General features: G+C 74.2%; 13 protein-coding genes. 7 read left to right on the top strand and 6 right to left on the bottom strand.

Annotated elements, in window-relative coordinates:
• Positions 1-1,534 precede the first annotated feature (1,534 nt).
• A complete protein-coding gene (locus ACFWOG_RS28975; protein ID WP_380361735.1) occupies positions 1,535-2,503 on the bottom strand; it encodes an NADP-dependent oxidoreductase in 969 nt (322 codons plus the stop codon).
• A 139-nt stretch (positions 2,504-2,642) separates the two neighbouring features.
• On the opposite strand from ACFWOG_RS28975, the gene ACFWOG_RS28970 reads away from it, so the two are divergent.
• The gene (locus tag ACFWOG_RS28970; protein WP_380361733.1) at positions 2,643-3,017 is read left to right on the top strand and encodes a winged helix-turn-helix transcriptional regulator; all 375 of its coding nucleotides are present in this window, start codon (positions 2,643-2,645) and stop codon (positions 3,015-3,017) included.
• Positions 3,018-3,128: 111 nt separating this feature from the next.
• Entirely contained in the window at positions 3,129-4,556 is a 1,428-nt protein-coding gene (locus ACFWOG_RS28965) for a hypothetical protein (RefSeq protein ID WP_380361731.1), read from the top strand.
• 141 nt (positions 4,557-4,697) lie between these two features.
• On the opposite strand, the gene ACFWOG_RS28960 is transcribed toward ACFWOG_RS28965, so the two are convergent.
• The 3 genes from ACFWOG_RS28960 to ACFWOG_RS28950 form a co-directional block, all read right to left on the bottom strand.
• Positions 4,698-5,756 carry a hypothetical protein gene (locus ACFWOG_RS28960; RefSeq protein ID WP_380361728.1) on the bottom strand — a complete coding sequence of 353 codons (1,059 nt, stop codon included), beginning with the start codon at positions 5,754-5,756 and terminating at the stop codon, positions 4,698-4,700.
• A gap of 548 nt (positions 5,757-6,304) precedes the next feature.
• Entirely contained in the window at positions 6,305-7,063 is a 759-nt protein-coding gene (locus ACFWOG_RS28955; protein ID WP_380361726.1) for a hypothetical protein, read from the bottom strand.
• 110 nt (positions 7,064-7,173) lie between these two features.
• Positions 7,174-7,314, bottom strand: a complete 141-nt coding sequence (locus tag ACFWOG_RS28950; RefSeq protein ID WP_380361724.1) for a hypothetical protein — start codon at positions 7,312-7,314, stop codon at positions 7,174-7,176.
• A gap of 441 nt (positions 7,315-7,755) precedes the next feature.
• Between ACFWOG_RS28950 and ACFWOG_RS28945 the strand changes: the two genes are divergently transcribed.
• From ACFWOG_RS28945 to ACFWOG_RS28930, 4 genes are all read left to right on the top strand, one after another.
• Positions 7,756-9,735: an RICIN domain-containing protein gene (locus tag ACFWOG_RS28945; RefSeq protein ID WP_380361721.1), complete on the top strand. Its 1,980-nt coding sequence runs from the start codon at positions 7,756-7,758 to the stop codon at positions 9,733-9,735.
• Between the two features lie 63 nt (positions 9,736-9,798).
• Entirely contained in the window at positions 9,799-10,764 is a 966-nt protein-coding gene (locus ACFWOG_RS28940; RefSeq protein WP_380361719.1) for a DUF916 domain-containing protein, read from the top strand.
• 176 nt (positions 10,765-10,940) lie between these two features.
• Positions 10,941-13,793: a SpoIIE family protein phosphatase gene (locus ACFWOG_RS28935; protein WP_380361717.1), complete on the top strand. Its 2,853-nt coding sequence runs from the start codon at positions 10,941-10,943 to the stop codon at positions 13,791-13,793.
• 125 nt (positions 13,794-13,918) lie between these two features.
• Entirely contained in the window at positions 13,919-15,061 is a 1,143-nt protein-coding gene (locus tag ACFWOG_RS28930) for an ABC transporter substrate-binding protein (RefSeq protein ID WP_380361715.1), read from the top strand.
• Between the two features lie 173 nt (positions 15,062-15,234).
• Here the strand turns inward: ACFWOG_RS28930 and ACFWOG_RS28925 are convergent, their stop codons facing one another.
• Together ACFWOG_RS28925 and ACFWOG_RS28920 are read right to left on the bottom strand one after the other, a co-directional pair.
• Complete coding sequence (locus tag ACFWOG_RS28925) at positions 15,235-16,899, bottom strand: peptidoglycan-binding protein (RefSeq protein WP_380361713.1); 1,665 nt, start codon at positions 16,897-16,899, stop codon at positions 15,235-15,237.
• Between the two features lie 35 nt (positions 16,900-16,934).
• Complete coding sequence (locus ACFWOG_RS28920; protein WP_380361711.1) at positions 16,935-18,728, bottom strand: sigma-70 family RNA polymerase sigma factor; 1,794 nt, start codon at positions 18,726-18,728, stop codon at positions 16,935-16,937.
• 1,015 nt (positions 18,729-19,743) lie between these two features.
• Between ACFWOG_RS28920 and ACFWOG_RS28915 the strand changes: the two genes are divergently transcribed.
• The gene (locus tag ACFWOG_RS28915; RefSeq protein ID WP_380361709.1) at positions 19,744-20,130 is read left to right on the top strand and encodes a hypothetical protein; all 387 of its coding nucleotides are present in this window, start codon (positions 19,744-19,746) and stop codon (positions 20,128-20,130) included.
• Positions 20,131-20,517 lie beyond the last annotated feature (387 nt).

Raw genomic sequence — 20,517 nt, 5'->3', positions numbered from 1 at the left:
CGGTCGAACACGCGGTGGTCAGACCGAGAGCGAGCAGCAGACCCGCCGCGGCGACGGTACGGCTGGTGGAACGGAACATCGGGAGCTCCTTCGAGACCGCACGCGCCGATGGAAGCGGAGCGGGTGCGGTGGTGCGCAGGTAGGTGGGGGCCCAAGGCGGCGGACCGCGAGGTGGAGAGACCTTGGCTTATTCGGTTCGACTCGCACACGGTAGAGGATGAATCAAACGTAATTAACCAGAAACGAACAGGTTCAAACGCGGTGGGGATATGACACCTCTGTTTCGGAATCCACGTCAAGGGCGTTTCGGCGTCGAGACCACCTTGTAACGTGCGGCGCGTCGCTCGCGTGGAAGCCCCCGCCCCCTCGCTCCCGCCCGTCGGTCCCGGGCGGCGTGCGGGCGTGGGAAGCGGTGCCGGATGCGTAACGGTTCGATAAACCCGCGGGACGACCAGGGCTCGTACTCCTCGTACTCAAGCGACCTGCGCGCGGACCGGCGCGTGCCCGGCGCGTGTCCGGACCGGAGACTGAGGAGAACAGTGAGAGAGCCCGCATCGTCCTGGAGCGCCTTCCTGCCCCGCGGCGAACAGCCCCGGCCAGGCGACTCGGCGGACGCCTCCCGAACGGAGAGCGAGCGGGCGGACCTTGGGTGGCTCGGGCCCCGGGCGGTGGACCGGGAACCGACGATCGTCGTCCACCGTGCGCCCGCCACCGCCCGCGCCGCGCCACAGCCCCCGCCGGCCGTCCGCGACGCTGCGGCGCGTCGCGGGCGGTCCCGTCGGGGGCTGTGGTGGACGGTGGCGGTCTCGGCCACGGCCCTGGTGGGCGGCACCGCAGCCGCCGTTCAGTACGAGGGCCCGGAGGGCGAGGGCGTCCGTCCGGAGGTCACCTACACGGTGGGCGCGTCGACCCGGCCGGTCACGCCGACGACCGGGGCCCCCACCGGCGCGGCCGTCCATCCCGCCGGCACTCTCCCGTCCGTATGGCCGTCGACGCCGAAGGGCGGGCGCCCCGCCACGCCGACGACCGGCCCCGTCACGGCGAGGCCGAGCCCCGTCCGGGTGTCCCCGCCGGTCTCCGGTGCGCCCGCCGCCGGCGTGAGCGGCCCGCCGCCGACGGAACGCGTCGCGCCCGGGGACTCCGTCTCGCGGAGGGCGTCCGAGCGTGCCGAGGCGGCCGGGCCGTCGCCGGCCCCGGGCACCGGCGAGGCCGGGCGGCCGTCTCCCGAGCCACCCGCGGGCCGACCGGGCGATGCCGCGGCGGCCGGCGCGAGCGGACCTCCCGTGGAGTCGGGGCCGTCGCCGACCCCGGCCGCCGCGGAGACCGGCAGGCCCAGCTCGGCGGCCCCGAGCACCGGCGAGACGGGCAGGCCCACCTCGCCCGCGGCCGACGGCCCGGGCGGCTGACACCGCCGCCGAACAGTGCCGCTGCCGCCTCCGCCCCCGCACGGCCGGCGGTCGGCGCAGGAGGGACCGGCGGGTCGGGACGACCCGGAAGGGGGTGTGGATGTGGAGGCAGGGCCGGGCTCAGGAGGTCAGGAGGTGAGGTCGAGGACGAGCTTTCCGCGGGTGCGACCGGTCTCCCCGCGGGCCTGCGCCTTCGCGGCGTCCTCCAGGGCGAAGACCTCCTCGACCTCGACCGCGATGGCCCCGGCGTCGATGAGCTGCGCGAGCAGGGCCAGGGCCGCGCCGTCCGGCTCGACCAGGAAGGCGCTGACCCGCACGCCCAGGGCGGAGGCGGCGGACTGCAGTCCGGCGGAGACCCCGGAAGGGACGGCAACGAGCAGACCGCCGGGGCGCAACGTCTCCAGGGAGCGGGTGCTGGTGCGGTCGTGGTCGTCGCCGATCAGGTCGAGGACGACGTCGACGTCGCCGACCACGTCCTCGAACCGGACGGAGGTGTAGTCGACGAGCCGGTCCGCCCCGAGCCCGGTGAGCCAGTCGTGCCGGCCGCTGCGGGCGGTGCCGGTCACGTGGGCGCCCAGGTGCCTGGCGATCTGGACGGCGAAGTGTCCGACCCCGCCACCGGCGGCGTGGACCAGGACGTGCTGGCCGGACCGGACGCCCGCGGTGTCGACCAGGGCCTGCCAGGCCGTGAGGGCGGCCAGCGGGACGGCTGCGGCCTGGACGTGGTCGAGGCTCTCGGGCTTGCGGGCGAACTGGCGCGCCGGTGCCGTGACGAACTCGGCGTATCCGCCGGCCGCTCGGGGGAACCACGGCATCCCGTAGACCTCGTCACCGGGCTTGAGGGTGCTCACCCCGAAGCCCACCTCCTCGACCACGCCGGAGACGTCCCAGCCGAGGACGAACGGGGGATCGCCCAGCACGCCGGCCATCCCCCCGCCGGAGCGGGTCTTCCAGTCCACCGGGTTGATCCCGGCGGCGTGCACCCGGACGAGGACCTCCGTCGGCAGGGGGACGGGCCGAGGGACCTGCTCGACCTTCAGGACCTCCGGGCCGCCGAAGCGGTCCAGGAGCACTGCGCGCATCGTGTTCAGGGACATGGTGGACTCCCGGTCAGACGTGGCGGGAGGCGTCCGACGGCCTCGTCGCCCGATGCTCCCGACGGTATCCAGAGGCATATGGTTACCCGCAAGGACTACTACTTCCTTCTGGGAAGTCCGCAGGTGAGGAGCGGTACGGATGATCGAGTGCGCGACGGGCCGGCACGACCGGCACGACGTCTACGCGGCCCAGTGCCCGTGCCGGGCGATGCTCGACCTGCTGGCCAACAAGTGGTCCGCCCTGGCCATCGGTGCGCTCGAAGACGGCCCCCGGCGCTTCGGCGAACTCCAGCGGCGCCTGCAGGGCGTCAGCCCCAAGGTGCTCACCCAGACCCTGCGCCGCCTGGAGGAGGCGGCGCTGCTGACCCGGACCGTCTACCCGGCGGTGCCCCTGCACGTGGAGTACGCCCTCACGGAGCTCGGTCACAGCGCGGCCGTCCCGCTCGGCCTCCTGCGGGCGTGGGTCGAGGAGAGGATCGACGGCACCGAAACCCGCCCGCCGGTGTCGGCGTAGCCGCCTCCGTAACGAATTCGCATACCTGCGGGACCGACGGGTCCGCCCCGCCTCCTTAACCGGCAGGCACCGAGACGGTGCCGGAACTCCTCCTCGCCGGAAGGTGACCACGTGTCCACCCCCCGCAGTCTGATCCTCGCGGGTGCCACCGCACTCGTCCTGTCGACCGTCCCGGTCGGTGTGGCAGGCGCCGCCCCCGGTGCCGCGTCGGCCGGTCCGTCGGCCCCGGCCCCGCACCTCGACGTCCCGCTGGAGCGGGGTCTGGAGCCGTCGGTGGCAGGGGTCCCTCGGGACTTCGAAGTGGGCGGGGCGGCCAAGGAGTTCCGGTACACCGTCACCAACCCGACGGCCCACGACTTCGTGGCCTTCGCCCTGCTGAAGTTCAAGAACGAGGCAGGCGACCTCCGGGCGGCCGACCTCAAGGTCGAGTACCGGATTCCCGGAGGCACCGACTGGCTCCCCGGCTCGCTCGCCCCGGGTGGCGAAGGAACCGACGGCAGCGTCCTGGTGGTGCTCGGGGCCAAGGAGGGCGACGGCGTCTCCGACGACGCGCTCCTGGCGGTGCGGAAGGGGCGGACCCTCGTCCTGACGGTGCGCACCTCGTTCTCGGCCGGGGCGCCGACCGGCAAGGCCGGTGTCGCGCCGGTCACCTTCGCTGCGCGGCTGGACGACCGGACCGGGCTGCCGGTGGACGAGGGCAGCTTCGGCTGCGCGTGCGCGGTGGGCTGCGCCGGTTTCAGGATCAAGAAGCCGGCCCCTCCTGCCCCAACCCCCACCGCGACCCCGACGCGGACCGCCTCGCCGACGCCTACGGCCACCGCGACGCGCACGGCTTCGCCGACGCCCACGGCCACCCCGACACGCACGGCTTCGCCGGTCCCCACGGCGACCCCGACGCCCACGGCCTCGCCGGTACCCACGGCCACTCCGACGGTGGCGCCGACCGCGACCCCGACCCCGACACCCACGGTTGTGCCGACGCCCACGGCCACGGCCACCCCGACGGCGACCCCGACCCCGACGCCCACGGTCACTCCGACGCCTACGGCCACCCCGGCGCCCGCGGTCACCCCGACCCCGTCGGCGACCGTCACACCCGTCGCGGTTCCCACCCCCACCCCCACCCCCACCCCCACGCCCACCGCCACGCCGACACAGGCCAACACCCCCACCGCGTCCCCCACGCCCACGGCCACCCCGACGCGTGCCGCTGCGCCGGCACCCACCAGCCCGGCACCCTCGGTCGTCGCCAACCGCCCCACGACCTCGGCGGTGCCGTCGACCGCTGCCACCACCGAGGACGACGGGCCGGTGCCCCTGTCCTTCCCGATGGACACCCCGACCAGCGCGCCACTGAAGATCCAGCCGGTGGCGGTCGCCAGGGCGACCAGTGCGGCCGACGCCCTGGAGCGGAGCCTGGCCCGGACCGGCGGCGGTGACCAGGGGGTGGTGATCGCCGGAGCCGGGGTCGCTCTGCTGGGCGCCGGAACCGGTGCCCTCGTTCTCCTGCGGCGGCGCCGGGCGGCGCGGCACGGGTGACGTGCGCGGCGGGGGGTGGGCCCCGAGTGAGGCCCGCCCCCCGCCTTGCCCGTGCCCGGTACGGGCGGTCGGCGGCAACCGTGAAGTCCCGTACGAGGCCGGCCGTTCGGCGGACGACGACACGCATGGACGTGCCCGGCGTCAGCCCGCTGTGGATCCCGGGTCGTCGGACGAGGACCCCGGAGTCGAGGGCGTCGCGGGGTGGCTCGGCGAGGGAGACGGTCGGACGATCACGGGGGGTTCGGTCGACGCTCCGGGCGCGGGGGCGGTCGGTCGGACGATCACGGGGGGTTCGGTCGACGCTCCGGGCGCGGGGGCGGTCGGCCGGACGATCACGGGAGGTTCGGTCGACGCTCCGGGACCGGGGGCGGTCGGCCGGACGGTCTGCGAATCCGCGGACGGCCTGCGCGGCCCGGTGGGGTTCGGCGCGGGGGAGGTCCGCACCGCCGCCGGGGCTTCGGCCGGCCCTTTCGCAGTCGGCCCGGCTGCGGAGCCGGCCCCGGCGGTGGGCGTGCCGGAGAGCGCCGGGAGCTGCGCGGTGGAGGAGGGGCGGGGGACGGCGGGAACCGGCGGTCGGGACGAGGCCGGTAGTCCGTTCTCGGACGGCGGAGAGCCGGACGGGGTGGCCGAGGTGGTCTCGCCCGCCCCCTCGGCGCGGCCCACCGCGGGCGGGGGCGACTGCGGAGCGGCGGGCGGCGGGACATCTGCGGCGGTCGCCTTCGGCCGGGGCGAACCGTCGGCGGGGTTCCCGTGCAGCAGGGCCGCGGTGCCCCCGATGAGCGCACTCGCCGAGAGCGCCAGCGTCCACCACACGGCGCCGCGCGCACGCCACCGCGGGCCGGTGGGGCCGACGGAACCGCCCGCCGCCGGGGACAGGGAACGCACGGCGAGCGGAGCCACGGCCCCGCGGTGGATCACGACGGCGGTCTCCTGCTCCGGTCGGACGACCGGAATCTCCACCGTCGGGGCTTCGGAGGAACAGGAACCGCAGAACGGGGCGAGCTGCTCGACCGAGGGCACCCGGCCGTCCGGCCAGGTGCCGGGGGAGGCCTGGAGAGCGGCGACGTAGCGGCACGTCCGGCCGGCGATGGCGGCGGCTCCGGCGCGCCAGGCGTGGTCGGGGTCGACCTGATCGGTGGCGGTCGCGGTGGCGGCCGTGTCCGCGGCGGGGATCTGTCGTCGCCCGGCGGCCCGGACCATGGCCCACAGAATCTCCCGCCGGCAGGTCTCGGGCACGGAGGCGAGGGCCGGTCCGGCCGGTCTCTGCGAGGCGTCGTGCACTGCCGCCGGCTCGACGGCTCCCGTACCGGCGAGGCGTGGTTCGGAAGGCGCGGCGCCGACTCGCGCTCCGGGAACCGGCCGGTCCTCTCCGTGGAAGCTCTGAAACAGACCGGCCGTCCGCGCGACCTCGGTGGAGGGGGTGCGGCCGTCCTCACCCGGAGGGGAACCGGCGTCCGGCCCGTCCGGTGGCGGCACGTCGCCGCGGCGCCTGAAGGAGCTCCAGGACGTTGACGGCTCTCTCATCGTTCTCCCTTGTGTGGGCTTGGTGGGCAGCGGTCCGTGGGCGAAGGTCGGCAGTGGGGGGAGGACCGCGATGGGAGAGGGAGGGCGGTGCCTGCGGCAGGGTGACGGCCGGATTCCTTCCGGGCGTCACCCTGCCGCAGGGGCCGAGCGGTAAGGCCGTACGGCCGGCCACCACGTCGCCGACCGCCCGGCCGGGTCTTCCCGTCATGCGGTTTCCTCGTGGGTCATCGCGGTTGCGGGTTCCGGGGCGGACGCCCGGCGGTGGGCTGTGCCGGAGCGGCGTGGCCCCCGGTGGCGTCGGCGGAGCCCGGGGTTCGAGGGCCTCCGTCGCCGATCACGCTCATCCGGTGGCGGACCGCGCGTACGACGGGGGTGGACTCCGGGTCCGGGACGACGGTCAGCAGCATTGCCAGGAGGGCGGCGCCGACGGCGGCCGCCTCGGCATCGGGGACCTCCCGCCAGGAGGCGGCCGCCTGACGTGCACCGAAGCGGGCCGGCCGGCTCGCCGGACCTTCGCGCCGCGCCCACTCGCCGGCGATCAGCGTCCAGAGTTCTGCCGCGAACCGGGCGTCTCCGGACAGCCAGGCCAGGTCGGCGCGGACCTGGGCCACGGTGAGGGTGAAGTGGTGGCGGGGGCCGAACGACGCCGCCACGGTGACGAGCAGGCTGTCCACCCGCCGGACGGCCAGGACGAAGTCGTGGCTCCGTGCCGCGTTGACGACCTCCACCAGGGCACGGCGGTGCTCGGCGGGCAGGCAGCTGTCCGCAGCTGCTCCCACGATGCTCCCGCCGGTGGTGCACGGGGGTGGTGGAGCCGGGTGGGGGAAGCGCAGGCCGCACCGTCCGCCGGGGCCGATGTGCAGTCGAAGCCGTTGCTCGTCCCGGTCGTCCCGGTCGTACCGGTTGTTCTGCTGGTCCTGCTCGTCCCCGTTCTGCCGGGCGGCGGCCCGGTCGGTGACGACGAGCCTGAGCCCGGATGCCACCGGGCCCGGCTCGGAGGGACGGCCACCCGTTGGGCCACCCGGCGGGCCGTCCGGGGCCACGCATCGGCCGAGGACGACGGCGCCCGGCTCGCCCGGTGTCCTGTGGACGGTCACGACGCCCCGTTCCCGTAGGCCGGGACGAGGACGGCCGCTCCGGTGCGCGGGGCGGGGCTCTGGGGCCCGGACGGCATCGGGGCCTCGGGGGCCCCGGCGTCGTACGCCGGCCGGGGCGAGTGGCGGAAGGGCGACATGGGGGTGGCTCTCCTTCGGTGCGCGGTTGCTCCGGTCCCGCTCCGCCGGGGGTCCTGTGGGGCCGACCGGGAGGGCGGGATCATGAAGGAGGAGCGCCGACTCCCCATGGCGGGCCTGCGCCGTTACCGAACAGTTGTGATCGATCGCCGCGGGGGAGTGCACCGGGGGAAGCGCACAGCGGGGTAAGCGCAGAGCGGGGTGAGAGCACAGCGGCCAGGGGGAGTGCCCGACCGTCCGATCGTGATTGCAGTTCGGTCGCAATGATGCGACGAGATGGCCTGCATGTTGCGATTGTGTTGACACTTGCCCGTAGGCGAGTCAGGCTACCCCCTAATATGTTGATTTCCGTGTAAGAGTGTCGCTTGCTGTTCGGTTCGGATTGAGGTTTCTCCGGCTGGACCTGGGCGCGGCATCGAGCGGATGGCATCAAGGAACCCTGCATGAGAAGAGTGGGATCCGTTTTCGCGGGCCTTCTTGGCCTGCTCCTGTCAGTCGTGGTCTGGGCACCGGCCGCGCAGGCCGCGCCCGTCACCACCTCTCCCGGGACCCAGTTCCCGGACACCGGAGGCGAGGGGGTACAGGCCCACGGCGGCGGCGTGATCAAAGTGGGCGAGTACTACTACTGGTTCGGTGAGGACCGCGGCGAGGACAACAAGTTCCGTTACGTGTCGGCCTACCGTTCCAAGGACCTGAAGGCGTGGGAGCCCCGGGGGCACGTGCTCACCCAGGAGTCCTCCCCGGAGCTGGCCACGGCGCTGATCGAGCGGCCGAAGGTCCTCTACAACGAGAAGACCGGCCAGTTCGTGATGTGGATGCACAAGGAGAACGACGACTCCTACGCCGAGGCCCGGGCGGCGGTGGCGGTTTCGTCCACGGTGGACGGCCAGTACGAGTGGAAGGGGTCGTTCCGACCGAAGGACGCGTCGGGCGCCGAGCACATGTCGCGTGACATCACCGTGTTCGAGGACCGGGCCGCGGGCAAGGCGTACATGATCTCCTCCGCGAACAACAACGCCGACCTGCACATCTACGAGCTCACCGACGACTACACCCGGGTGAAGGACCTGGTGGCGAACCCCTGGCCGGGAGCCCACCGGGAGTCCCCCGCCCTGTTCCGGCGCGGTGGCGTGTACTTCATGCTCACCTCCGGGACCAGCTACTGGGACCCCAACCAGCAGAAGTACGCCACCGCTCCGAGCCCCACCGGGCCGTGGACGCCGATGAGGGACGTCGGCAACAGCAACGGCCACCACTCGCAGACCACGTTCGTGCTGCCGGTGGAGGGCAGCGAGACCACGTCCTACCTCTACATGGGCGACCGCTGGGCGGGCGTGTGGTCCGACCCGAAGCGGGTCAACGACTCCACCTACGTGTGGCTTCCGCTGGAGTTCCCGGACCCCACGACGATGACCCTCCCGTGGTACACCGACGTCTCGATCGACACGGCGACGGGCCGGATCCGCGGCGTGGGCGGTGACCCGCTCAACACCATGGCCAACAAGGGCAGCGGGCAGTGTGCGACCGTTCCGGGCAGTGTCTCCGACAACGGCGTGGTGGTGGTCCAGGGTGCCTGCGACAGCGGACTGAACAGCCAGTGGCGCTTCACCGACAACAGCAACGGCTACGTCCGGGTGCTCGCCCAGCACAGCGGCAAGTGTCTCGACGTCTCGGACAAGTCGGTCGCGAACGGGGCCGAGGTCAAGCAGTACGACTGCGGCTCCGGTGACAACCAGCGCTGGCGCTTCGAGAGCCTCGCCGACGGCCACGTCCGCATCGTCGCGAAGCACAGCAACAAGTGCCTCGACAGCAAGGACGGATCCACGCAGGCCGGCGCCCATCTGGTCCAGACGGACTGCGGCACCGGTGCAGGCCAGTCCTGGAAGGTCGCCAAGGTCGGCGCACCGACGGACCCGACCGGCCCGACGGACCCGACCGACCCGACGAACCCGCCCGGCGGTGGCACCCCCGGCAAGGTGGACCAGCAGATCAGCACCTCGGTCAGTGCCGGCGTGCTCACCATGACGGCCGCGACCGACGCCGTCCGGCTCCCCCCGGTCGCCTTCGGAGCGGGCGGCGCGTCGACCGGCACCCTGAACCCGGCGATCGTCAAGGACTTCCGCGGCGGCGCGGCGGGCTGGTCGCTCACCGGCAAGGTCACCGACTTCACCGGGCCGCGCGGCCGGATCGAGGCCGCACGACTGAGCTGGACCCCGACCTGTGCCACCAAGGCCGAGAGCCCGAGCACCTGCCAGGCCGGCAGCCCCGGAGTCATCGGCACGGACGGTGCGACGCTGGCGTCCGCCCCCGACGGCGCCCTGACCGGTGGAGAGTTCACCGCCGGTGCCACCGTCTCCCTGGACGTTCCGAAGTTCACCCCCGTCGGTGACTACGCCGGAACGCTGACCCTCACCCTCCTCTGATCGCGCTCCGCGTGCCGGAAGCCCCGGCGTCCGGCACGCGGTGCTCACGATAGCTGACGAGCCATGCGCAGAGCACCCGTCGTCACCCTCCTCCTCGCCGTCCTGACGGCGCTGTCCCCTCTCCAGGCGCGGGCCGCGGACAACGGCGAGTGGTCGGTCGAGCCGGCCGACTCCGAGATCACGCCGCGCACGGCCTTCGAGCTCTCGGCGCGTCCCGGTACGACGTTCGCCGATCGCGCCGTCCTCACCAACACCACGGCCGGCCCGCTGACCCTGCGCCTCCACGTCGCCGACGCCTACAACACGCCGCGCGACGGCGGCCTGGCGGTGCGCGGCCGCGAGGAGACCCAGCGCGACGTCGGCACCTGGGGGCAACCCGAGAAGGACGTCGTGACGGTGCCGGCCCACTCTGCGGTGACGGTCGGCTTCACCCTGACCGTTCCCGGTAGCGCCTCGCCCGGTGACCACGTCGGTGCCCTCGTGGCCGTCGACGACCGGGTGCAGCCGGGCGCCGGCTCCTACATCGGTGTCCGGCGCGGCGTCGGAGCACGGATCTACCTGCGCGTCGAAGGACCGCAGATGCCGGCACTGGCGGTCGAGGACCTGCGTCTCACCGCGGAGAACCCGCGCATCCCGTGGACCGGCGACAGCAGCACCACCGTGTCCTACACGCTGCACAACACCGGGAACGTGAAGCTCGCCCCCCGGGCCTCCCTCCACGTCGGGGGAGTGTTCGCCGGGGTGCCCACGACCAGGCAGCTGACGAACGTGCCGGCCGAACTGTTCCCCGGCGAGAAGGTGCAGGTGACGGAGTCCTGGCCGGGGGCGCCCACGGGCTGGGGCGACGTCACGGTCACGGCGACGGCGAACGGGGTCGGTGCCACCGGATCCGACGACTTCCTCGAAGTGCCGTGGATCCTCGCCGGACTCCTGACCTCCCTCACCGCGGGGTTCACCGTCCTGCTGGTCAGGCGCCGCAGGCGTGCGGCCGCCCGTGGACGGGCGTCGGGCGCACCCGCACCCGTGTGAGCCCTCCGTCGGTCGCCCGGCTCCGCCGCCGGGCCGCGAACAGTCGTGCCGAGACGGCGAGCCGAGACGGACATCCGTCACGGAGGGTTGTGAAGGCGAAGGACAGCGCGACCCCCGGGCCTGTTTCGGGGCTCCCGTCCGCTGCTCCTTGCCAGCGCAGTGACAAAGCAGGATAAATGGTGACTATGAACCCTCGTGTGGGCGGTAGCCACGGGAGCCGCCCGGCCGGCGCCCGTACCGGCGGCGGAGCCGGTGAGCCCGGGACCGCCGCCCGCGGGCGGCGCGCGGAGGACGGCGGCGAGGCACGGGGCGATCCCGCTCCGGAGCCCCCGCTGCCGGGCAGGGCGGCCGACCGCAGCTTCGCCCGGGAGGTCTTCCTCCTCCAGCTCGTGATGGTGGTGCTCCTGGTCGCCGCCGCCGTGGCGGCCCTCGTGGTGCAGCAACAGCGCGCCACCCTGACCGACGCCCGGCACCGCACCCTCGCCGCCGCCCAGTCCTTCGCCCACGCGCCGGGGCTCCTGGAAGCCCTGCAGGGCGACACCCCCACCGCGACGCTCCAGCCACTGGCCGAGGAGGCCCGGACGGCCGCCGGCATCGACGCGCTCATCGTGTACCGGCTCGACGGCACCACCCTCACGCACAGCGACACCTCGCAGCTCGGCAAGCACGTCATCGGCCCCTACGCGGAGGCCGCCGAGGGCAGGGCCTTCACCAGCACCTTCGACGGTGCGCTGGGCCGCTCGGTGGTGTCGGCCGTCCCCGTCAAGGACGCGGCCGGCAACGTGGTGGCCATCGTCTCCGCCCCCGTCACGGTCGAGTCCGTACAGAACTCGGTGGACCGTCAGCTGCCCGTCCTCCTGATCGGGGCGACGGCCGCCGCCGCCCTCGCGGCCGGCTGCGCCGCCCTGGTGAGCCGGCGGCTGCGACGCCAGACGCGGGGCCTGGGCCCGGCCGCGATGACCCGGATGTACGAACACCACGACGCCGTCCTGCACTCGGTGCGCGAGGGCGTCCTGATCACCGACGACAGCGGCCGCCTGCTCCTGGCCAACGACGAGGCCCGCCGCCTCCTCGACCTCCCCGCCGACGCCGAGGGGCGCCGCGTCGACACCCTCGGGCTCGACACCGACACCGCCGAGCTCCTCACCTCGGACCGGACCGCCGACGACGAGGTCCACCGGGCGGCGGACCGTCTGCTGTCCCTCAACAAGCGGCCCACCACACCCACCGGAGTGCACGGCACCAGCGTGGTCACCCTGCGTGACACCACGGAGCTGCGCGTGCTGGCGGGGAGGGCGGAGCTGGCCAGGGAGCGGTTGAGACTCCTCTACGACGCCGGGATGCGGATCGGTTCGACGCTCGACGTGGTGCGGACCGCCGAGGAGCTGGCGGAGGCGGCCGTCCCGGGCTTCGCCGACATCGCCACCGTCGAGCTGCAGGACCCGGTGCTGCACGGCGACGCCCCGGACGGGGCCACCACCGAGCTGCGCCGCAGCGCCGTCGCCGGACTCGCGGAGGACCACCCGCTCTACCCCGTCGGGCGGCTGATCGACTTCGCGCCGGGCACACCCATGGCGGCGAGCGTGCGTGACGGCCGGGCCGTCATCGAGCCCGACCTGGTGGCCACCACGGGCTGGCGGACCCAGGACCTCGAACGCGCCCGGCAGATCCTCGACTACGGGATCCACTCGCTGATGGTGGTCCCGCTCCAGGCCCGCGGCGTGACGCTGGGGCTGGTGAACTTCTGGCGCACGCAGAACTCCCCGCCGTTCGACGACGAGGACCTCGCCTTCGCCCGGGAGGTCGGCGGGCGGGCCGCCGTCTGCATCGACAACGCCCGGCGCTACAGCCGCGAGCACACGATGGCGGCGACCCTCCAGCGCAGCCTGATGCCCCGGGAACTGCCGGACCAGGAGGCCCTGGACGTGGCCCACCGGTACCTGCCCGCGCAGGCGGGCGTGGGGGGCGACTGGTTCGACGTGATCCCCCTGCCGGGCGCCAGGGTCGCCCTGGTGGTCGGCGACGTGGTCGGCCACGGGCTGCACGCCGCCGTCACCATGGGCCGGCTCCGCATCGCCGTCCACAACTTCTCGGCCCTGGACCTCCCGCCGGACGAACTGCTCGGCCACCTGGACGACTTGGTGGCCCGCATCGACGGCGAGGAGGGCGACGGCCCCGACAGCTCCCAGGTGATGACGGGAGCCACCTGCTTCTACGCCGTCTACGACGCGGTCGGCGGGCGGGTCAGCGCCGCCACCGCCGGCCACCTCCCGATGGCGGTGGCCCACCCCGACGGCACCGTCGAGTTCGTGCGCCCGCCCGTCTCCCCTCCGCTGGGCCTCGGCGCCGGCATGCCCGTCGAGGCCGTCGAACTGGCCGTGCCCGAGGGCTCCCGACTGGTCCTCTACACCGACGGCCTGCTCGCGGCCCGGGACCGTGACGTGGACGCCGCCATGAGCGCGCTGGACGACGTGCTCGGCGGGCCGGTCCGCCCTCCGGAGGAGACCTGCGACAGCGTGATCGAGTCGATGCTGCTCGCACGGCCCGTCGACGACGTCGCCCTCGTGGTGGCGCGGACCCGGCTCCTGGCCCGGGACCGCGTCGCCGAATGGGACGTACCGAGCGATCCCGAGGCCGTGGGCCCGGTGCGCAGGGCCTGTGCCCGCCGACTGGCCGACTGGGGCCTGGAGCACATCGGCTTCGGCACCGAGCTCATCCTCAGCGAACTGATCACCAACGCCGTGCGGTACGGCGCGGAGCCCATCCACGTCCGGCTGCTCCTCACCGAGACCCTGGTCTGCGAGGTCTCCGACGGGAGCAGCACCGCGCCGCACATCCGCCGGGCGGCGGACACCGACGAGGGCGGACGCGGTCTGTTCCTCGTCGCCCGCTACGCCGAGCGCTGGGGCACCCGCTACTCGCCGAGGGGCAAGACCATCTGGACCTCCCAGTCGCTGACCGGCGGTGGGCCGGCCGAGGAGCTCTCGGAGGACGACCTGCTCGGCCAGTGGGACGACCTGGCGATCTGACCGTGACGGAGCGTGACGACCTCGGGCTCCTCCGCCCGTGCCGGACGGGGCGGAGGAGCCCGGGGCGTCCGAGTAGGCTCGAAAGCGCGCACATCGCGTCACCGCTGAACCCCCGAGGAGGCGTCGTGGCCCGAGTACCCCGCCGCGTTCACGTGCTCGCCGTCTGCGGCTGCCTGGCGGCGCTCGGCCTCGCCGGCTGCGGCGGGGACGGCGACCGGGCACCGGTGGAGCCGGGCCTGTCCGTCTCGGCCCGGGACGCGGGCGGGATGGACGCACTGGTCGGGGCGGCCCGGGCGGAGGGCAGGCTCAACGCCACCACACTGCTGCGGCACTGGGCGAACTACGGCGGCCTGATCGACGGCTTCACCGCGAAGTACGGGATCGAGGTCGTCGTCGACAACCCCTTCGGCTCCAGCCAGGAGGAGATCGAGGACATCAAGCGCTACCGGGGCCAGGACCGTGCGCCCGACGTGCTCGACCTCGGCGACACCTTCGCCCAGTCCGCGGCGAGGGAGGGTCTGCTGGCCACGTACAAGCCCGAGGCGTTCGGCCGGATCCCGGCCGAGCAGAAGGACGCCGCCGGCCGCTGGTACAACAGCTACGGCGGCTACGTGGCGATCGGTTGCGACGCGAACCGGGTCCGGACCTGCCCGGCGTCGTTCGCCGATCTGCTCAAGCCCGAGTACAAGGGCATGGTCGCGTTGAACGGCAACCCCACCACAGCCGGGTCGGCCTTCGCCGGGGTGTTCGCGGCGGCCCTCGCGAACGGGGGCTCGTTCGACGACATCGCCCCGGGTGTCGACTTCTTCGCCAGGCTCGATGCCGCGGGCAACTACAACCGGGCCAACCCCAACCCGGCCGCGATCGCCCGCGGCGAGACGCCCATCAGCATCGAGTGGGACTTCCTCAACCTCTCGCACACCGAGGAGCTCGCCGGGACCGGCGTCGACTGGCGGGTGGCCATCCCGTTCGACGGCAGCTTCTCGCAGTACTACGCCCAGGCCATCAACAAGGACGCCCCGCATCCGGCCGCCGCCCGCCTCTGGGCGGAGTACCTGGCGAGCCCGGAGGGCCAGAACCTGCGGCTCGTCGACTACGCGCGTCCCGTGCTGATGGAGAACATGGCGAAGAACGGCACCCTCGACAAGTCCCTCGCCTCGAAGCTGCCGACGGTCGAGGGCACGCCGGCCTTCCCCTCGGAGGCCCAGCTGAACACGGCGCTGCAGTACGTCCGGCAGAACTGGGCCAAGGACGTCCCCGCCGGGTGACGCCGGCCCGCCAGGGACTCCGTGGTGTCGGGCGGTCGTGCTCCGACATCGCCGGCCGGTGCCTTCGGCCGATCGTCCCGGTACCCCGTAGCCCCGGTACCCCGTAGCCCCGTTACCCCGTAGCCCCGGAACGGTCGTCGACGGCGGCCGGCGCACCCGGAGCTGACGTCGCGTCAACCGTTCTGCGGCGCCTGCCCGGACCGGCACCGCGGCCCTGCCGCCGACTGTTCGAGGGCCGCTCTGGTCCGGGCGCCGTACATCGTGTGCGCGCGTTCGTCGCCCCGGATGCCGGCGGCCTGCTGGAAGGTGGCGAGGACCCGCTCGGTGGCGGGGTCGAATCGGCCGCGCTCGAACGCCGAATCGCCGGGTGCGCATCCGGCCTTCACCAGCAGCTTCTGCAGCCGGACCACCTCGGGCCCGCTGTCGCCCCGCCGGAGCGAGCGCACCGGTGAGGACTCCGTCGCCGAGGGCGAGGGGGACGGCGGTGCGGCGGGCGGGGCGGAGGGCGTCGTCGAGGGCGCGACGGACGGCGCGGCGGAGGAGGGCTGGGCGGACGGCGTGCTCGGCGGACCGGGCGTGTCGAGACCGCTCGGCAGGGCCGGTGCGGTGGTCGCGGACGGCGACGGGCCGGCTGGCGGGCCGGCGGACGCGCCGGTGTTCGCGGTGGGTGACGCGGACCCGGTCCTGGTCCTGCGCGGGCTCGGCGTCCGTGTGGCCGGCGGTGATTCGGGCGCGGGTGGAAGCGGTTCGACCTTCGTCACCGTCGGCCCCGGTGCGAGGTCGTCGGCGGCGGCCGGAGTCCGGTCGGCCGTCGGCGGCCCGGTGACGTGACCTGCCCGGGTGTCGGCCATCGCCAGCCCGAGCGTCAGCGCGACCGTTCCCACACCGGCGGCGCCGACGGCGATCCGGCGGCGGAGGGCCGTGTGCCGGGACGGCCTGCCGGCACGACGGTGGGCACGGCCGATGTCGATCTCGCTCGGCTCCGGAGAAGGCGCCGGCTTCTGGAGGTCGGGCGGGAGGTCTGGTGCGAGGTCAGGCGAGGTGGCGGAAACGGCGACAGGCACGGGCTCCGGCCGCGCGTCGGCAGCGGGCCGGAAGGCCGCCAGCAGGCCGTTTCGCAGGTGGTCGCTCTCCCAACGGTGGATTGCCCGCAGATCGGCCAGCGCCCCGCGGCAGCGGCTGCACTGCGCGAGGTGGGCGGCGGTCCCCATCGACGGTGCGGTGTCGGTGCCGGCCACTTCCGCGATCAGGGCGGCCAGATGCCGGCACCGGCGCTCGGGCGCGCCGACGGCGTGGACGCGGATGTACGCGTCGGCGAGGATCCTGCGGGCCTGCTCGGAGGGGTCCGGTGATGCCGCCGGTGTCCGCTCGGGTCCGGCGGCCGGGGCGAGCGCCCGCCACAGCTCCGCGGCCGGGAGGTCCGTGAGCTGTGCCAGCGCGCCCTGCAACGGACTCTCCTCCTCGGCGGCGGCGACGGCTTCGCGGTGACTCCGGTGCGGTGTCCTGCGGACGGACAGCCACGCCCGGAAGTCCGGTGACAGGTCGTCACTTCGCCCGGTGTCGGCCCAGTCGGCGGCGAGCAGCCGTGCCTCGCCGAGCAGGAGGCAGATCCAGGACGAGCTCCGGTCCTGCTCCCGGTGTGCGTCGTCGACCGCCCGGTCGAGGACGTCGGTCGCCAGGGTGTGCGCGGCCCGCGGAGTCGCGCAGAGGTCTGAGGCGTAGGCCAGCACCACGTCGCCGTACCGGAGCGCCCGATCCCGGGCCACCGCCCGCCGGGCGGAGGAGGGCGGGATCCCGGCGGGTTCCGCGTCGGAGAGCGCCCTGGGGGGAGATGACACGAAGGTCCTTGGTGACATCGGCCTCGCGCCGGCGTTCACAGCCGGAAGGCGGCGCTCGGCCGGCACACCGGGTCCGAGTCGCAGTCGGCGGATCGCAGCCGCAGGGTCTCGTCCACCTGCCCGGTGCCCTGCGAGGAGAGGACCAGCCCGGAGGTGCGATGGCGAAGGGCGCTCTCCCCGCCCGTGAGGTCGACGACCTGCCACGACTGGCGGGCGTTGTCGCCGCAGGGCTGCTGCGAGACGACGGCCCCGGCGGTCCCGGCCGATTCCAGGCAGGCGCTGTTCGCGGCGCTGACGAGCCGGGCGCCGCCGGACCGGTCGGCGCGCACGATCCACAGCTGATCGTCCGACGCCGTGCACGGCGCCAGGTAGGGAAGGCCGGCCGTCGATTCGCGGTCCTCGACCTCGCCGCAGTTCCCCGTCCCGGCGAGGCGCAGCCGGACGCGACGGTCCCCGGGAAGCGTGGCGGCCGGCGTGGAGGCCGAGTACACACCGGCCGACAGCCCTCCTCCCCGCCCGATCGCGGCCACGCTTCCCGGAGGTGCGGCCGCCGAGGACGGGGACCCGGTCCGCGGGGTGGGGCCCGGCGACGCCGTCGTGGCGGGGGACGCGGGAGCGCCCGATGCGCGCGTCGCCCGGTCGGGGGCCGTCGAAGCGGTCGGCGACGAGGCCACCGGGAGGACCGGGACGGCCGCGAGGGCGGGGACAGCCGCGTCCGCGGGGACGACGGGGCGGTTCGGATCACCGGCCGCCGGAGTGGAGAGCGGGACCGGCGGCCGCGCATCGACGGGCTGCTCCGCATGCGGCGATGAGAGGTACGGCGTCAACGCGATCGCCGCGACGACGGTGGCGCCGGCCGTCAGGGCGCCCGCCACCGCCTTGGCGGGGCCCGTGCGCGGAACTGCGGGCGGCGTGTGCGGCGGCTGCGGGGCGGGCGGGTGACCGGACCAGGCCTGTGGTGAGAGCGCGGACACGGACGCCTCGCCGCCGGACCACGGTCCGACGAACGCCACCGCGGCGAGACGCAATCGTCGGTTGACGTCCTGGAGTTCCTCGTCGCAGCGCCGGCAGGACGGGCACTCGTCGAGGTGCCGCGTCAGGGCTTTGGACCTCCGTTGCGAGGTTCCGCGGACACGTGCGGTGAGCTGGCTCGCGTAGACCTGGCACTCCGCCGACTGCGCCGTGGACAGGTGCGCCGTGAGATAGGCGGTGCGCAGGCCCTCCCGGGCTCGTGCGGCGAGTGAGGAGAGCCCGCTCGCCGAGAGGCCGAGCAGCGACGCCACTTCGTCCGCCGGGCGTCGCTCGACCACCGAGTGCCAGAGCACGGACCGCCACCGCTCCGGGAGGGAGCGGTACGCCGCGACGATCAGCTCGTGTTCGGTGGACGCTGCGACGATCTGGTCGGGGGAGGGGGCGTGGTCGGTCTCGTCCGCCCAGTCCTGGACGTCGTCGGTGGGGAAGGAGCGCCGGTCGCTCGTCGCCCACGCCGCCGCGGTGTTGCGGACGACGGTGAGCAGGTAGGGACGCCAGTTGTCCGTCGGCCCGTTGCCCGCCCGCACGGCGGCCAGCGTGCGGACGAAGGCCTCGCTCGCGAGGTCCTCGGAGCGGTGGTCCATGCCGCCGAGCGAGCGCGCGTAGCCGAGCGCGACACGGTGGTGGCGCTCGAAGAGAGTCCCCACGACGCTGTCGTCCCCGGTCCGCAGACGGGCGATCAGGACGGCGTCGGAATCGGTGTCGGAACCGGACGGGGACTGGCCGGGCTCGTCGGCCGCCCCGCGGCGGGGGGTGGACTCGGGAGCGTCGTCGGCCGGGTGCGGCGGCTGGGGCATGGTGATCCTTGAGGAGGGTTCGGGCATTCGGCGGATCGTGGGGCGGCCGGATCAGGGACCGGCCCTGATGGTCGGAGCACCGATGCGCCGTGGAGGGACCGGAGCCCCTTGGGCGCGCGGCCGTGCCCGTTCCGGCCGTGCCCGTTCCGGCCGTGGGCGGCGACGGCGGCGCGGCCGGGCCGCGGCCGTCCGCACGGTGCCGGGCGCCGCGCCGCGGTGCGTCACGCTGCCTCGGGCGTCGACGACACGGTGGGACGGCACAGCACACTCCTCGGAACCAGGGGACTCGGACAGGTGGAGTCGGGACCGCCACCGGCGTCCCGCTGCGTTGCGGGATCGTTACCCGGCGGCCGGGACGGCCTTCGGGGCATGCGGCGACGGACGGCCGAGCAGGCCAATCGAACGCGAAAGATCAGGAACGAACATGATCGGACGGCCGAGAGCTATGACACCGCCGGTTCGATGTCGTCGTCAAGTCCGGCAGCCGAGGCTCGGCTTGCCGGACGGGTGAGCGACGCCGTGCGGAGTTCCGGCCCGTGAAACCGGCACGCGGAGTCCGCCGGAGGTCCTCACGACCCGTCGGAATCGGGGACGGCGATCCGGTCTCCTCGCCGGTTCGCGCGTCGACTGCGGGCCGCAGGGAGCGGGTGGCCGAGTGCGGGCGGCCGAGATCGGCCCGCCGATTTCCGCCCGATTCGACAGGGCTCTCGGCCGGGAAGTGCCCGGCGCTCCCGGAATTCGTCGACCCCGGTTTCGGGCCCCGGAATCCGGGACGGAAACGGGCCGGATTCGCCCGCTCCGGGGAACTCGGCGAGCAGGGCGGCCGAGTCCGCTCTCGCCTGCGGCGAGCCATCGCCCCGGGGGACTACTCACGACTACGGAGGGGGGTACCTACGGTTCGGCGAACCGGCGTGAACTTGGGTGGCCGGAGTACTGGACCGGCTCGCTCGTGCGGGCTTTGCTGGAAGCAGAGATTTCGCCCGAGATGACCGGGTGCCGCCCGAGGGAGAGAGTCATGGCCACGAGAATTCGGCCCGTTGTGAGCCGGCCCACCGCCATCTATCTCCGGTGCTACCCGTGCGACGCGGTGCTGATGCTCGACTACTGGCAGCTCCTGCAGCGCTATTCCGTCGATTCCGGGCTGGGCGAGGCGACGCTGTTCATGGACAACGGCCGACGGTCGACCGAACCCCTGGCGGCGCTGGCCGCGCTGACCCGCGCCGTCGAGACGGGCGTCTGCGACACCGTGCTCGTCCCCGGCCCCTTCGTGTTCTCCCTGGACGACGCGATGGCCGCGGCGACCATCCGGAGGCTGGAGGAGGCGGGAGCGCGGGTCGTCGAGATGTCGAGGCCCCCGTACTCCCACGGAGCGCCGGTCGGGGACGTGGTCGCGGTCCGCTGACGGTAGGTCTGGCCCGGCCGTGAGGATCCCGGCCGGGCCCGCGCTTTGCTGTCCCGTTGCACCGTCCACATCCCCCACGGCTGCCCGGCCACGCGCTCCCTCCGGGTGGACATCAGCACGAACGAGGAGACCGCGACCGGTCCCTACGGCAAGCTGACCGTTGGCCGGGCCGCCGGGCCGGTCAGACAGAGCCCCGGTCCCCGCCCCCGCCTCCGGTCTGCGTACGGGCGGAGGACTGCGAGCGACCGCGGCTCCCCCCAGGTGTGGGCCCCCCCCCGCGCGGCGGGGGCACCGCCCGCACCCCGGGCGGGGCCCGCAGGGGGGGGGAGCGCGGGGGCGGGCGCCACCGCCCCTCCCCCCCCCCCCCCGCCCCGGCGAAAAGGAGCG

It is taken from the genome of Kitasatospora sp. NPDC058406 (assembly GCF_042722765.1).
Lineage (GTDB): Bacteria > Actinomycetota > Actinomycetes > Streptomycetales > Streptomycetaceae > Kitasatospora.
The sequence above is the reverse complement of the archived record's forward strand: the minus strand, read 5'-3'. Positions and strand labels throughout refer to the sequence as shown.